17 protein-coding genes are annotated in these 14,220 nt (G+C 70.8%); 5 read left to right on the top strand and 12 right to left on the bottom strand.

Annotated elements, in window-relative coordinates:
• Nucleotides 1–197: 197 nt before the first annotated feature.
• The gene (locus JIN95_RS04215; protein WP_200530590.1) at nt 198–869 is read left to right on the top strand and encodes a metallophosphoesterase family protein; all 672 of its coding nucleotides are present in this window, start codon (nt 198–200) and stop codon (nt 867–869) included.
• A 36-nt stretch (nt 870–905) separates the two neighbouring features.
• On the opposite strand, the gene JIN95_RS04210 is transcribed toward JIN95_RS04215, so the two are convergent.
• On the bottom strand, nt 906–1,223 hold the full coding sequence (locus tag JIN95_RS04210; protein ID WP_095636668.1) for a hypothetical protein: 318 nt from the start codon (nt 1,221–1,223) through the stop codon (nt 906–908).
• A gap of 224 nt (nt 1,224–1,447) precedes the next feature.
• Here JIN95_RS04210 and JIN95_RS04205 point away from each other — a divergent pair, with 224 nt between their 5' ends.
• Nucleotides 1,448–2,521, top strand: coding sequence for an NAD(P)/FAD-dependent oxidoreductase (locus tag JIN95_RS04205; RefSeq protein ID WP_200530589.1), 1,074 nt, complete (start codon nt 1,448–1,450; stop codon nt 2,519–2,521).
• A 53-nt stretch (nt 2,522–2,574) separates the two neighbouring features.
• Here the strand turns inward: JIN95_RS04205 and JIN95_RS04200 are convergent, their stop codons facing one another.
• The 4 genes from JIN95_RS04200 to JIN95_RS04185 form a co-directional block, all read right to left on the bottom strand.
• Nucleotides 2,575–3,117, bottom strand: coding sequence for a hypothetical protein (locus tag JIN95_RS04200; RefSeq protein ID WP_095636666.1), 543 nt, complete (start codon nt 3,115–3,117; stop codon nt 2,575–2,577).
• 115 nt (nt 3,118–3,232) lie between these two features.
• Nucleotides 3,233–3,604 (bottom strand): methylglyoxal synthase, encoded by a 372-nt coding sequence (locus JIN95_RS04195; RefSeq protein WP_095636665.1) that lies wholly within the window; start codon nt 3,602–3,604, stop codon nt 3,233–3,235.
• Between the two features lie 32 nt (nt 3,605–3,636).
• Complete coding sequence (locus JIN95_RS04190) at nt 3,637–5,433, bottom strand: histidine kinase N-terminal 7TM domain-containing protein (protein WP_200530588.1); 1,797 nt, start codon at nt 5,431–5,433, stop codon at nt 3,637–3,639.
• Between the two features lie 331 nt (nt 5,434–5,764).
• Complete coding sequence (locus JIN95_RS04185; protein ID WP_095636663.1) at nt 5,765–7,690, bottom strand: beta-CASP ribonuclease aCPSF1; 1,926 nt, start codon at nt 7,688–7,690, stop codon at nt 5,765–5,767.
• A 227-nt stretch (nt 7,691–7,917) separates the two neighbouring features.
• Between JIN95_RS04185 and JIN95_RS04180 the strand changes: the two genes are divergently transcribed.
• Nucleotides 7,918–8,427, top strand: coding sequence for a hypothetical protein (locus tag JIN95_RS04180; protein ID WP_095636662.1), 510 nt, complete (start codon nt 7,918–7,920; stop codon nt 8,425–8,427).
• A 25-nt stretch (nt 8,428–8,452) separates the two neighbouring features.
• On the opposite strand, the gene JIN95_RS04175 is transcribed toward JIN95_RS04180, so the two are convergent.
• The 5 genes from JIN95_RS04175 to JIN95_RS04155 form a co-directional block, all read right to left on the bottom strand.
• Nucleotides 8,453–9,337, bottom strand: coding sequence for an SDR family oxidoreductase (locus JIN95_RS04175; RefSeq protein ID WP_200530587.1), 885 nt, complete (start codon nt 9,335–9,337; stop codon nt 8,453–8,455).
• A gap of 117 nt (nt 9,338–9,454) precedes the next feature.
• Nucleotides 9,455–10,258, bottom strand: coding sequence for an archaeal proteasome endopeptidase complex subunit alpha (gene psmA, locus JIN95_RS04170; protein WP_200530586.1), 804 nt, complete (start codon nt 10,256–10,258; stop codon nt 9,455–9,457).
• Nucleotides 10,259–10,262: 4 nt separating this feature from the next.
• A complete protein-coding gene (locus JIN95_RS04165) occupies nt 10,263–10,742 on the bottom strand; it encodes an Rpp14/Pop5 family protein (RefSeq protein WP_095636659.1) in 480 nt (159 codons plus the stop codon).
• Nucleotides 10,743–10,749: 7 nt separating this feature from the next.
• A complete protein-coding gene (locus tag JIN95_RS04160; protein ID WP_200530585.1) occupies nt 10,750–11,376 on the bottom strand; it encodes a class I SAM-dependent methyltransferase in 627 nt (208 codons plus the stop codon).
• Nucleotides 11,360–12,124, bottom strand: coding sequence for an RNase P subunit p30 family protein (locus JIN95_RS04155; RefSeq protein WP_200530584.1), 765 nt, complete (start codon nt 12,122–12,124; stop codon nt 11,360–11,362). Before JIN95_RS04155 ends, JIN95_RS04160 begins: the two co-directional genes overlap by 17 nt.
• A 79-nt stretch (nt 12,125–12,203) precedes the next feature.
• Here JIN95_RS04155 and JIN95_RS04150 point away from each other — a divergent pair, with 79 nt between their 5' ends.
• Both JIN95_RS04150 and JIN95_RS04145 read left to right on the top strand, forming a co-directional pair.
• Entirely contained in the window at nt 12,204–12,488 is a 285-nt protein-coding gene (locus JIN95_RS04150) for a DUF357 domain-containing protein (RefSeq protein ID WP_095636656.1), read from the top strand.
• Between the two features lie 119 nt (nt 12,489–12,607).
• Nucleotides 12,608–13,285, top strand: coding sequence for a type 1 glutamine amidotransferase domain-containing protein (locus JIN95_RS04145; protein WP_200530583.1), 678 nt, complete (start codon nt 12,608–12,610; stop codon nt 13,283–13,285).
• Nucleotides 13,286–13,312: 27 nt separating this feature from the next.
• Here the strand turns inward: JIN95_RS04145 and JIN95_RS04140 are convergent, their stop codons facing one another.
• Both JIN95_RS04140 and JIN95_RS04135 read right to left on the bottom strand, forming a co-directional pair.
• Nucleotides 13,313–13,588, bottom strand: coding sequence for a transcriptional regulator (locus JIN95_RS04140; protein WP_095636654.1), 276 nt, complete (start codon nt 13,586–13,588; stop codon nt 13,313–13,315).
• 60 nt (nt 13,589–13,648) lie between these two features.
• Nucleotides 13,649–14,191 (bottom strand): DUF2249 domain-containing protein, encoded by a 543-nt coding sequence (locus JIN95_RS04135; RefSeq protein WP_095636653.1) that lies wholly within the window; start codon nt 14,189–14,191, stop codon nt 13,649–13,651.
• Nucleotides 14,192–14,220: the final 29 nt, after the last annotated feature.

Raw genomic sequence — 14,220 nt, 5'->3', positions numbered from 1 at the left:
ACAGCAACCATTTATGAGCGAGCGGCTGGGGCTTTGGAAGTCTTCACCGCGGAGAGGTCAATCACGTGCTGTCGAGCGGCCGGAGTTTTTGAGGCGTTCACCGTCGAATCACCGTCAGCCGCCTCCAAGCGATCGACTGCCTCCAATACCCCGTACAGGCCGAACCTATTCGGGCGTCGACGCCGAACCACGACTCGATGAAAGTGGGGCTCATCTCGGACGTCCACGCGAACCTGCCCGCGCTCGAAGCCGTCCTCGACGACATGCCCGCGGTCGACCGGATCGTCTGCGCCGGCGACGTGATCGGGTACAACCCGTGGCCGGCCGAGTGCGTGGAGCGCGTACGCGAGGTCGCCGCGAAGACGGTCCGGGGAAACCACGACCGCACCGTCGGAACGCCCGAGCGCTACCGGGCCAACCGCATGGCGGAGGCGGGCCTCGAACACGCGAAGGCGTCGCTCTCGGACGACCAGCGCGCGTGGCTCGACGGCCTCCCGCGCGCCGAGACGTTCGCGGGCGACCGGTACCTCCTCGTCCACTCGCACCCCGCGGCCGAGCGCGAGGACGCCTACGTCTACCCGGAGGAGTTCCCGAACCTGGACCGCCACATGGGCGAGCACGACGGGATCGTGCTCGGACACACCCACGTGCAGGGAAAGCGGTCGGTCGCGGGCGGGGTCGTGGTCAATCCGGGGAGCGTCGGCCAGCCGCGCGACGGCGACCCGGACGCGGGGTACGCCGTGCTCGACACGCAGCGCGGCGAGGTCGACCTGCGGCGCGCCGCGTACGATATCGACCGCGTGAGCGAGGCGGTCGCCGACGCCGGGCTCCCCGAGCGGACCGCCGCGCGGCTGTATAAGGGCGAGTGAATCGGGGCGAGCGCGCGATCCCGCCCGCACGCCGGCTCACGGCCAGACGCCGGCGACGAAGAGGACGTTCCGGACCGCGGTCGCGAGCGACAGGACGCCGACGCCGGCGCACATCAGCGTCGCGACCAGCCGGCGGGTCCCGCCCGCGACCGCGACGGGGATCCCGATGAGGACCATCCCCGCGGCCTTGGTGAGCAGCATTCCGGGGAGGAGGCCGAACGTCGCGATGAACGCGGCGCCCACCGGCGACCCCTCGACGTACTGGCCGCCCGAGATGGCGACGTACGTCGAGGCGACGTCGGCGACTGCACCGACGAGGAGAATCACGACGGCGGCGGCGAGTCGCGATGGCACTGGCACAGCGCACGCGGTGGATCGGTATAAGCTTCCGGGGACGCGCCGAACCGACGGACGCGAACCGGGCGTCCGAGGGCGGCGAACCTGACGGGGCGAGGGCGGCGAACCTGACGGCCGAGAGTAGGGGCCGGCTCGGCGACCCGTCCGCGCCGGGTGCGGGCTGGTCGCGGCTCGCGCACAGCACGACTTCATTTAAACCGGCGCAACGCGTAGGTCCGGTAATGAGTTCGTCCGACGACGAGTACGATATCGCGGTGGTCGGCGGCGGCCCCGCGGGGCTGACGACCGCGCTGTACGGTGCGCGACTGGGTCACGAGACGGTGCTCATCGACCGCGGCGGCGGCCGTGCAGCGATGATGGCCGACACCCACAACGTGATCGGCGTCACCGAGGAGACCTCCGGCAACGAGTTCCTCCAGACCGGCCGCGAGCAGGTGCAGTCGTACGGCGGGACGTTCGAGCGCGGCTTCGTCACCGACGTCGAGCGCACCGGCGACGACCGCTTCCGCCTCTCGACGAACGACGCGGAGATCCTCGCCGACCGCGTCGTGCTCGCGACCGGCTTCTCCGACGAGCGCCCGGACCCGCCGCTCCCGCGGACGGGAAGGGGGCTCCACTACTGTCTCCACTGCGACGCCTACATGTTCGTCGACGAGCCGGTGTACGTGATGGGCCACGGCGAGGCGGCCGCCCACGTCGCGATGATCATGCTCAACGTGACCGACGACGTGGATCTGTTGACCCGCGGCGAAGAGCCGACGTGGAGCGACGAGACCGCGGCGCAGCTGGAAGCGCACCCCGTTGAGGTCGTCCGCGAGGACGTGACGGGCGTCGAGAACGACCCTGACTCCGGGTGGCTGGAGGCCCTGGAGTTCGAGGACGGCACCCGCCGCGAGTACCGCGGCGGGTTCCCGATGTACGGCTCCGACTACAACACCGCCCTGGCCGAGGGGCTCGGCTGCGACCTGACCGACGGCGGCGAGATCGATGTCGACGACCACGGGCGCACCAGCGAGGACGGGGTCTTCGCGGTCGGCGACATCACCCCAGGACACAACCAGGTGCCCGTCGCGATGGGGCAGGGCGCGAAGGCCGGCCTCGCGATCCACAAGGAGATCCGCGAGTTCCCGCGCTCGACGGAAGATATCGCCCGCGACGGCCCCGTCGACGCCGACGAGGTGCCCGCGATCTCGCCGGAGCTCATGGCGACCGCGGTCGCCCACGAGGGGCACGCTGGCGGCCCGCGGAGAGAGGGAAGCGCCGAGACGGAGCAGCCCGCCGCCGACGACGACTGAGTCTGCGTCGCCGAGCGGACCGGTCGGGATACGTTATAACTCGCCGAGTCCGGCTAGCAGGGCACCACGCCCGCGCCGGCGTCGATCGGCGACCCGTCGTCGCGGTACTCCGAGTCGCCGATCGACCCGTCGAACATCGGGAGCCGCAGCTCGTAGGCGTACAGCACGTCGAACGCCGCGAACGGGTCGACGCCGTCCGCGACGGCCTCGCGCGCGGTCAGCCGGACCCCGGCGCCGAGGACCACGATCGGCTCGCCGTCGAGCGTCCCCGCCGCCTCCATCCCGAACTCGTTGCCGGCGGCCGGGTCGGTCAGCACGGAGAGGTGGACGAGCGCCTCGATCGCCGCCCCACTGCCGCCGCCGTCCCCGATAGATATGGGGTGCCCCGCTCCCGCGAAGCACTGGGTCGGCGGAGCGACGCGGTCCGCGGCGAGCGCACCGCCGCCGTCCGATCCCCCCGGCGCCCCGGCGTCGCCGCCGGACGTCGCCGCCGCGGCGCCGGCGAGCCCTCCGGTCGCGACGGTCGCGACGACAAGGAGCAGCGCGACCGACACCGCGACGCGGGCGGTGAGTCCGGACCGAGAGCGGCGCGTCATCGGGTGGGGCTACGGCCGGCCGGGTAAAAACGGCGCGGGGCCGGTTATCCGGTCTGATACTCGGTGCGTCGGAAGCGGGTGCGGCGCGACGCGGCCACGGACGCCGCTTTCCCGGTCACGCCCCTTCGAGGAGCCCCTCGACGAGCAGTTCCGCGGAGGCGACGTTCGTCGCGAGGGGCACGTCCTTCACGTCGCAGACTCGCAGGAGCGCGGAGATGTCGGGCTCGTGGGCCTGCGCGGTGAGCGGGTCGCGGAGGAAGACGACGCCGTCGATCGCCCCGTCGGCGATCTTCGCGCCGATCTGGAGGTCACCCCCGTACGGCCCCGAGGCCTGCCGATTCACCGCGAGTCCCGTCTCGTCGGCGATCCGCTTGCCCGTGGTCCCCGTCGTCACGAGCTCGCACGCGCCGAGGGCGTCGGCGTGGGCGCTGACGAACTCGACCATCTCGTCTTTCAGCTCGTCGTGGGCGATGAGCGCGATGCGCATACGGAGCGTACTCGACCGGGGTCCTTAAAAGGTCACGCGGAGCCGGACGACCGGTCCGCGGGGAGGAACACGGTCACCGCGGTCCCGTCCCTGTCCTCGGCGAAGCTGATGGACCCGTCGACCTCGCGGATGATCCACGTCGCCAGCCAGAGGCCGACGCCGCTCGCGTGTTCCAGCGGCGTCTCGGTCCCCCGGTCGATCGGCCTGATCTCGCGATCGGGGATCCCGGGACCGTTGTCGCGTATCCGGATCCGGACGGCGTCGCGTTCGCTCCGTTCCGCGGGGGTCACCGAGACTCGCACGCGGGGACGCTCGGCGTCGTTGTGATCGATCGAGTTGGTGATGAGTTCGTCCAGCGCCGAGACGACGATCTCGCCGGTGTCGACCCTGATCGGGTCCGCGCGGTCGAAGACGATAGTGACCTCGGGATGTCGGCGGCGCTTGTCCGCGACCACCCCCTCGATCTCCGCCGTGAGGTCGATCGAGTCGCGGTCGGAGTCGTCCAGTCGCCCGATCAGGTGCGAGAACCGTTCGTTGCGCTCGATCATCGTCTCGACGGTCCGGTTGATCGTTTCGAGTCGCCGCAGGGCTGCCGGATCCGTGACCTCCTCCCTGAGAAGCGACGCGTTCCCCTGTATGGCGGTCGCGTCGTTTCTGAAGTTGTGACGCAACAGCCGGTTCAACACCTCCAGCTGTTGCTCCCGCTGTCGCTGGTCGGAGACGTCACGGAGGCTGATCAGCCGCCCGGTCGGCGCCCCGAGGCCGCGCTCGAGGGGGGAGACCCGCACGTCGTAGTAGCGGACCGCGCTCTCCTCCCGCCGTTCGATCTCCGTCCGGAACGGTTCGTCGTCGTCGCTCGCGCCGCCCTCGGCCCGGCCTCCGTCGCTCGCGCCGCCATCGGCCAAGCCTCCGTCGCTCGCGCCGCCGTCGCTTTCGCTCCCCTCGACCGCGTCCGCGAGCGCGGGAAACACCTCGTCGATCGGTTCCCCGACCGCGTCGCCGATCGGCTCCCCCAGGAGGGACTCCGCGGCCGGGTTGGCGTCGACGAGGCGATTCCGGTGGTCGACGACGAGGACCGCGTCGGTCATGCTCTCGATCAGCTCGTCGCGGGCCACCTCGCGGACGGCCGGGACGATGTCGAGGAGCCGGTGACGGACGGTGATAACCGCCAGCACGGTCCCCGTGACCGAGAAGCCGATGATCGTCGTGTCGAGCGCGGGGGGCGCGACGCCGGCGAGGAACAGCCCGTTGCCGATCCACGGAGAGAACACCGCGAGCAGCAGTCCGACCGCCTGACTGCGGAACAGGCGGCCCGAGCGAGCTACCAATCGGAGTATCAGGACCGCCCCGAGGAACAGGAGGAGGTACGAGTAGGCCGAGTGGATCCAAAAGGCCGGTCCGGGGGTCGACGTCAGCCCCGTGAGCGACCCGTACGCCACGAGGTCCGTCGAGGTCCGGAACAGGCCGTGGCTCCCGTTGGTCCCGACCGCGGCCAGCACGAGCACCGGTTCGACGGCCAACAGGAGCACGGTGCGGCCGGTCAGCCACTCGCTCCGGCCGGTGTACGCGAGCGCGAAGAGCAGCCACGTCGCGACGACGACGACGATCCCGAGGTACTGGACGTTCGCCCAGAACACGGTGGCCGCCAACCCCGGACTCGCGAGCTCGACGAGCTTTCCGGCCGACCACAGCGTAACGGCAGAAAGCAGGATCCCCAGCGGCAGCGCGCCGACGATGTCGCGGTTGCGCAGGGCGCCGACGGAGAGGGACGCCGACAGCACGCCGGCGGCGGCGATCAGGAAGACGTAAACGACGTGGTGAGTGGACATATCTGGTTCCTGTCCGGCGTGTTCGTCGGGGGCCGAGCCGGCCGCGGACCCGTCGGATGTCGTCCGGTCTCAGGCCGCATCGAACGGGTCTCCGCACCGATACCGGGACGCTCCGCGATCGGGAACGGACGTGGACCGCCCGTCCCCGACGTGGCGTCCCCGTCGAGACGTGGCGGTGTCGCCACACGTCGTCGACGCGTGTCTCCGTGCTCTCGTAGGGGAATAAAAGGGTCCGTATTAAAATATCTCTGTCAATATTCGGAGGAACCGAGAACGCACCCGAGTATCGCGCTCGGCGGCCGGAACGACGCGGTCTCTCCGGCCGATCGGCTTACTTGAACCGGAACGTCTCCAGGTTCTTCGGGGCGAACGTCCGCATGTTGTAGTCGTGGTACAGCGCCGACGAGAGGTCCTGGACGGAGCGCTCGTCGCCGTGGACGCACAGCACCTTCTCGGGGCGCGGGTTCATCGTCTTCACGAAGTTCTCTAACCCCTGCCGGTCGGCGTGGCCGGAGAAGCCGTCGACGACCTCGGTGCCCATCTCCAGGGTGAGCGTGTCGCCGCGGCCGCCGCCGCCCCAGCCGTCGACCGGGATCTCGTCCCAGCCGTTCTGGATCCGGCGGCCGAGCGTCCCCTGCGCCTGGTACCCGACGAACACGAGGTTCGACTCCGGCTCGGGGCCGATGTGGCGGAGCCACGACATGATCGGCCCGCCCTCGATCATCCCGGAGGTGGAGATGACGATGCACTCCTCGCCGTCGGCGACATCCTGCCGCTCGTCTTCGCCGCCGTCGATGTGGTTGAACTGGTCGGCGAGGAACGGGTTCTCGTCGTCGTGGAAGATCCGGTCGCGGAGGTCGTCGCGGAGGTACTCGGGGTAGGTGGTGTGGATCGCCGTCGCCTCCCAGATCATCCCGTCGAGGTGGACGGGCATCTCCGGGATCTCGCCCTCGCGCATTGCCTCCTCCAAGACGAGCATGATCTCCTGCGAGCGCCCCACGGCGAACGCGGGGATGACGACCTTCCCGCCCTGCTCGTACGTCTCGTTGATGACCTCCTTGAGCGCCTCCTCGGAGTCCTCCTGGTCGGTCTGGTAATCGTCGCGGCCGCCGTAGGTGGACTCTAAGACGAGCGTCTCGACGCGCGGGAAGTCGTTGACGGCGCCGTTGAACAGGCGCGTGTCCTCGTAGTGGATGTCGCCGGAAAAGGCGACGTTGTAGAGGCCGTCGCCGATGTGGAAGTGGGTCACCGCGCTGCCGAGGATGTGGCCCGCGTTGTGGAAGGTGAGCTTCACGTCCGGCGCGATGTCGGTCACGTCGCCGTACTCCAGCGGGATGGTGTGTTTGATCGCCTCGCGGACCTGCGCCGACTCGTAGGGGGGCGTACGGCCCTCCTTGGCGGCGACGTCGAGGTAGTCGAGGGTGAGCAGGCCCATCAGGTCGCGGGTCGGCTCGGTCGTGTAGATCGGGCCGTCGTAGCCGTACTTGAAGAGGAGCGGGATGAGCGCCGAGTGGTCGAGGTGGGCGTGGGTGAGCACGACCGCGTCGAGGGTCGCGGCGCCGGCGCCGAGCGCCTCGGGGACTTGGAGGTACGGCACCTCTCCCTCCGCGCCCGGCTTGTCGCCGCAGTCGATCAGGACGCGCGTCTCGGGCGTCGAGAGGATGAAGGAGGCGCGGCCGACCTCGCGACAGCAGCCGAGCGTCGTGATCCGGACCCACTCGTCGTCGGACATCTCCTCGCGGTGGATCTGCCGGCCGACGCGTTCGAGGATGTCGCGTCGCTCCTCGCGCTCGTTCTTGAGGAAGCCGCGCACGTTCGAGACGGTGGAGGACTCGATCGGGGGCGTCCGAACGACCTCGGGGGTCCAGCCGACCTCCTGGGTGATCTCCCGGAGCGTCGAGCCGCGGCGGCCGATCACCATGCCGGGCTTCTCGGCCTCGATGACGACCTCGCCGGTGTCCTCGTGGAAGTCGAGGTCGGTCACGCCGGCCTCCTCCGGGATCACCTCGCGGACCTCCTCCTCGGCGCGGGCCGGGGGAGAGAGGGCGCTCGGGTCCGGACGGACCGTGATCCGCTTCCGGAGCTTCGAGGCGAGCCGGCGGATCAGGTCGCCGTCGCCGGCGAACTCCTTGGGGTCGCGCGTGTACACGACCAGTTCCGGTCCCTCGTATTTCACGTCGGTGACCGTGATGTCGTTCGGAATCTCCTGTTCGATCTCTGATTTCAGGGTATCGAGTTGCTTATCGACTTGACTCATATCTCACCGCGGGTCGCCGCGATCGCCGTCGCCGTCGAGTCGTCTCGCGTTCCGGTACGCGGCTCGGCGCCGAACGGTCGACCGTGACGGGATAGGCATAGTGGTAGTACTGTCCGTAGGTGGTACCGTGCGGGAACAGCCAGCGAAAACCCGCTTAGCTGATGATTAGCCCGGTCGTTATAAAACCCTTCGCAAATGGCAAACCCCCGCCCGCCGAACGCGGCCCCATGCGCATCACGACCGAGACGGTCCGCGACGAGCACGCGTGGGTCCGCGATCGCGCGCCGGTCGTCGTCCCCGTGATCAACGAGACCCGCGATCGGCTGGGCGGGCTCTTCGAGACCGAGGTTGACCCGGTCACCCCCGAGGCGTACCGCCGCGAGGTCGACGCGGTGTTCGCGGACGGCGAGGTCGCCGTCAACGTCGCCGGCTGCGTCGCCCTGCTCCGCGACCTCGACGTGGCGGGCGACTACCCCGGGTTCGTCGTCGACGAGGTGCTCGGCCGCGAGCTCGCCGCGACGGTCGCCGGCGGACGCCCCCTCTCGCTGCTCGCGCAGGCGACGTTCCACCTCGTCGACGTGCGGGTCGCGGAGGACGCGACCGCCGACGGCGCGGGCGCGGCCGGCGCCGACGACCTCGACGCCGCGCTCGCGGCGGGGTTCCAGACGCGGCTCCCCGGATGGGACTGGCGGGAGGGAGAGAACCCGTTCGCGGTGGGGGCGGGCGGCGGGGAGTGAGCGTCGACCCGACCGCCGACCGAGATCAGCTCGTGAACTTCCGGACGAGCTCGTACCCCCGATCGAGGATCGCGTCGGGGAGGAACCGCGCGAGCACGCCGATCCGGGCGACGGTGCCGGGCTGGACCCGCGCCGGCGGCTGGGTCGCGCTCGCGGCGTTGACGATCGCGTCGGCGACGACCTCGGGCTCGATCGCGCCCGGTCCGTCGCCGCCGAGCAGTTGCGTGTCCTCGAAGATCGCGTAGAACTCCTCGTAGGCGCCCGAGCGGTCGAGCCCGCCGTCGTCGGCCTCGCCGTCCGCGTCGTCGGCGCCCGCCTCCCGCTCCGCCCGCTTCGCGAAGTTCGTCTGCACGGGACCGGGCTCGACGACGACCACGTCGACCCCGTACTCCGCGACCTCGTTGCGGAGCGCGTCCGAGAGCGCCTCGACCGCGAACTTCGAGCCGCTGTACACGCCGCCGCCGGGGATCGACACCCGGCCGGCGACGGAGGAGACGTTGACGATCGTCCCGTCTCGCTCGCGGCGCATTCCGGGGAGGACGGCCTTGATGAGCCGGTGCGGGCCGTACACATTCACGTCGAACTGCTCGTGGACCTTCGCGGTCGGCACGTCCTCGACCGGCCCGAACTGGCCGTAGCCGGCGTTGTTGATCAGCGCGTCGATCGCGCCCTCCTCGTCTAAGATCCGGTCGACGACGCGGTCGATGTCGGACTGGTCCGTGACGTCGAGCGTCGCCAGCTCGCAGCCCGCCTCGCCGAGCGTCTGGATGTCCGCGGGATTCCGCGCGGTCGCGTACACGGTCCACCCCTCGTCGAGGAACGCGCGCGCCGCGGCGCGCCCGATGCCGGAGGAACAGCCGGTGATGAGTACCGTCTTCTGCACGCGTCGTCGGTCGGTCCCCGGCGGCATAACTCTCCCGACCGGCGACAAGCTGGCGGACGGAATAGGGACGGGCGGACGGACGGGACGAACGAAACGGGTGGACGGACGGAACGGAAGAATGTGCCCGCGCGGGGCGCCGGCGCGTTACTCCTCGTCGGAGTCGTCCGCTTCGTCGGCCGCGTCAGCGCCGTCTTCTCCGTCGGCCGCATCCTCCTCTTCAGGGAGGAGATCGCGCTCGGCGAGGACCTCCTCGATCTCGTCGGTCGGCCGCACCGTGTACTCGGGGTCGTCGACGGTGATCGTCGCGACGCCGACGCCCTCGGGCGACAGCTCGCCGTCGTTCGACTGCGCGAGGGTGTCGAGCGCGAGCGCGACGGCCTCGTCGGTCGAGAGCCCCTCCTCGTACTCCTCCTCTAAGTAGTCGCGGAGGTCGCTCCGGTCGGAGCCGATCGAGAGCGCCTGCCACTCGTAGGGGGTGCCGGACGGGTCGGTCTCGAACAGGCGCGGCTCGCCGTTCTCGATCCCGCCGACGATCAGCGCGACGCCGAAGGGGCGCGCGCCGCCGACCTGCGTGTACTGCTGGATGTGGTCGGTGATGTTCTTGGTGAGCGTCTCGATCCCGATCGCCTCGCCGTAGCGCAGGCGGTTCACCTGCGCCTGTCGGCGCGCGAAGTCGATGAGCTGGCGGGCGTCGGCGACGTGGCCCGCGCTCGCGACGCCGACGTGGTCGTCGGCCTTGTGCAGCTTCTCGATGCTCTCCGGCTCCATCAGCGGGGAGCGGGCGCGCTTGTCCGCCGCGAGGACGACGCCGTCCTCGGCGCGGACGCCGACGCTCGCCGTCCCGCGTTTCACCGCCTCCCGGGCGTACTCGACCTGGTAGAGCCGGCCGTCGGGAGAGAAGATAGTGATTCCTCGGTCGTACGCCTGCTGTTGGGATTGTCCCTGCATGATATCACTCGGTGTCGAACGCCGCCGCGCCGACGTACCCCGACTCGGTCCGCACGTCGCGCGCGTCGCCGCGCACGACCGCGGACCGCTCGGCACCCTCGAACGCGACGTCTCGCTGTGTCGAACTACCGCCCGCGCGACCCATATATCTTTCCTCACAGGCACGCACCGTCCCCGAAATCCCGCGAACGCGGATCCCGACGGGGTCGCCGTCGACCTCGCTCACGCACCCGATCACGGCGCGCGCGTCGTCGACGTGGCCGTGGCGGGCCCGGACGATCGCCTCGCCCTCCCCGCCGTCGTGCGAGAAGGCCAGGAGCGTGAGGTCGGCGTCGGCGCTGCCGGCGTCGCCGAGGAGGTTGCCCGCGGCGTACCACAGCGCGCGCTGGAACGCGCGCCGCCCGAGGTCGGCCTCGGGCCACGTCTCGATCCCGACCGCGAGGTACCGCCAGCGCGGCCGGAGGTGTTTGGGGAGGTGTTTCACGGCCGGATCACCGGTCTCCCAGCGCCGCGTCGCGCTCCGCGACGATCACGGCCACCTGGTCGTGAACGCGCTCGACCGCGGTCACCGCGAACCCCTCGGCCGTGAACGCCTCGACGAGGGTGCCGACGGTCGCGGGGTCGTCGACCTCGGGCCCGTAGAAGGGCGCGTCGGGGTCCGGCTCCTCGAAGAAGGCCACGTCGCCGAGAACGATCCGGCGCGCGCCCGTGGCGGCCATCTCGCGGATCGCCTCGCGCTTCTCGTCGTCCGCGAGGTGGTGTAAGGCGAAGTTCGAGGTGACGATATCGACCCGCTGGTCGGGGTCGATCCCGGGATCGCGGAACTCGCCGTACGCGAACGCGACGTTGTCGAGCCCGCGCGCGTCGGCCTTGCGGCGCCCCTCCTCCATCATCCCCTCGCTGATGTCGCGCGCGAGCACCCGCTCCGCGTCCTCGGCGACCGCGAGCGCGATGGCGCCCGTGCCGGCGCCGAGATCGAGGACGATATCGTCGGGGGTCGGGTCGGCGTACTCGATCACGAGGCTCGCGCACGCGTGGTACTCGTCGCTCTTCGAGTCGTCGTACTCGGCGGCCTTCTCGGAGAAGCGCGCGGCGTGCTCCTCAACCGTCTTCTTCATACCGTCCCAGTCGGACCCCCGGCTCTATGAAGGCCTCGGAGCGCCGCTCGCGGTTTCGGGCCGCGATCTCGCCCCACGCCCGAAGGCCCTCCTCGACCCACTCGGCGTCGAACCCGACCGCCTCCGCGGCGGCGACGACCTCGCGCGGCGCACGGAGCCCCAGGTGCGACCGGGGGTTCGCGCTGACGACGTGGGGCGCGTCGTAGTAGGTCACGATCTCCCGGAGCTTCCGGAGGTCCGCCAGCGCGCGGACCCGCTTCCCGCCGGTGGCGCGGAACAGCGGCCCGAGGTCGAACTCGACGTGGACACCGTTGTCGCGGGCGGCCTTCGCGAGGACGTGGTTGAAGTCCCCCGACCCGTCCATCGGACGGACCAGCACGTCGACGCGCGGCTCCTCGACCGCGAAGCGGTTGAGGCCGTCGTCGCCGCCGACGACGCAGACCACGGTGCGCTCGGTCCGGTAGTTGCCCACCGCGCCCGAGGCGCTCGTGGCGCTGTCGGCGTCGATCTCGACCGCGTCGATGACGTCGACCCCGTACTCCTCGCGGAGCGCGGCGGCCTCCGAGGACCGATCGTCGACCGCGTCCCCGCCGGTTCCGGAGCCGCCGCCGTCCGCGTCCCCGCCGACCGGATCGAGCGCGTCTCGCGTCCGGACGACGACCCCCTCGTACCCGTACCGCGCCGCGGTGGCGGCGTGGCGGGCGGCGGTCGCGTCGCCGTCTGGGTGAGCGTGGACGGCCTCGTACATGCCCGCCTGTTTCGGCTCCGGGCGTATCGAGGTTGCGCTTCGCCGACGGGTTTTTGCCCCGCTCTCCGGAACAGCCCGCATGGCCGCCGACCTAGAGGAGAAGACGGACCGCTACGAGCAAATGCTCGCCGACGCGCTGGCGGTCGCAGAGCCGCGGCCGCCCGCCGACACCCCCCTCGGCGAGGCCGCCGCCGACGTGCTGGAGATGGCCGAGTCGTACCTCGAGGACGGGCGGCACTTCCGCGAGGACGGCGACCCCGTCAACGCGCTCGCGTCGTACTCGTACGGCTACGGCTGGCTCGACGCCGGCGTCCGGATGGGGCTGTTCGCCGTCCCCGACGACACCGAGCTGTTCACGACGTGAGCGGAACGAGGCCCGCTCGGCGGTCCTCGCGGCTCGGTCCCTTATAAACCTCGCGACCCCCCTCGTCGCTTCCGGGCGCGGGCGCCTTTTCCGTCGAGCGCCCCAAGGATGGAACACGCATGACTGACGCGCTATTTGTCGTGAGCGAGGAGGGGTACTGGGCCGAGGAGTGCATCGAGCCGCTGACCACGCTGGAATCCGAAGGCGTCGACGTGACCGTCGCGACCCCGTCCGGGTCGCCGCCGGTCGTCGACGAGCGGTCGCTCGACCCGGAGGCCGCGGGCGGCGAGGAGCGGGTCGCGGAGCTCCGCGAGGTCGACGAGGAGCACCCGAAGCTCAACGACCCCAAACCGGTCGCAACCGTCGACGCCGCGGGGTACGACGCGGTCGTGTTCCCCGGCGGTCACGGCACCGTCTGGGACGTGAATCAGGACCGGCACGCCCGCCAGCTCCTGCTCGACGCGGTCGCGGGCGATGAGGGCGTCGCCCTCGTCGTCTGCCACGCGGTCGGCATCCTGGCGTTCACCCGCGAGGCCGACGGGACCCCCCTCGTCGAGGGACGCTCCGTCACCGGCTTCCCGAACGCGTGGGAGGAGGACATCGTGGACGAGAACGACGTGATGCCGGACGGCCGGAAGCTCCCGTACTGGGTGGAAGACGAGGTCGTCCTCGCGGGCGCCGACTGGGACGCCGAGCTCGACGCCGACACGAGCGTCACGGTCGACGGCGACCTGATCACCGCGCGCGGGCCGGGGTCGTCCGCCGACGCGGCGGCGACGCTGCTGGACGAGCTGTAAAATTCTCTTAAACAGACCGCGTCGCAGTCAGCGGATCACGAACGCCGGCTCCTCGATCCGTTCGCTCTTGCACTCCGGGCACCGCGAGGGCTCGTTGATCGGATCGTCGAAGCCGTCGAAACCGCAGTCGCGGCACTCGGGGGGCGCGACGAGCAGCTCCGCGTCGCCGTCGACCGACCGCGAGACGTGTTCGACGTGGTCGTACACGACCGGCGTCGGCAGCGACAGCATCTCCCCGAGGTCGCTCGCGGTCGCCGGCCCCTCGCGGAGCGTGTCGGCGATGCGCTGGCGGGTCGTCTCCATGGGCGGGATTCGACGACGACCTATAAAACGTCGGCGGCGAGGTCGATCGTCCGCCTCGCGTCACGCGTCCGGCTTCGGCGCCAGCACCACGAGCGCGGTGGCGTCCTCGGTCGCCGTCGGCTCGACCGCCGTCTCGCCGTCGAACCGGACGATCTCGCCGGCCTCGACCGCGTGTTCCTCGCCGTCGAGCCGGACCGCGAACGCGCCCGTCAGCGCGTGGAACAGGACCGTCCGGTCCGGGTGGGTGTGTTCGGGGACGCTCTGCCCGGCGTCAAGGGACAGCCGGACCGTCTTCGGTTCGCGCCCCGGGAACGCCGCCGCGTGCGGCTCGCCGTCGAGGTCGGCGAGCCGGACCTTCGTCACGCCCGACTCGGGCTCGACCTTCGGGAACTCGGCGACGAACCGGGACGCCTCCTCGCGCTCGACTGCGTAGCCGTCGGCGTCGAACGCGGGCACCTCCGCCGCCATCTCGTGGTAGAGGGGGGTCGGCTCGTGGTCGTTGACGATCGTGAGCGTCTCGCCGGGGTCCAGTTCGGCGAACGCCTCGTGGATCCGGTCGTGCCGCTCGCTCGGCGGGAGCTGTCTGACGTCGAGTTCGGTCATCGATCGTCACTCGCCTCCCGAGGGGGATG

The sequence above is a fragment of the Halorubrum sp. LN27 genome (genome assembly GCF_016635065.1).
GTDB lineage: Archaea > Halobacteriota > Halobacteria > Halobacteriales > Haloferacaceae > Halorubrum > Halorubrum salipaludis.
Note: the sequence above shows the minus strand (reverse complement) of the source record. Positions and strands in the feature narration are given on the sequence as shown.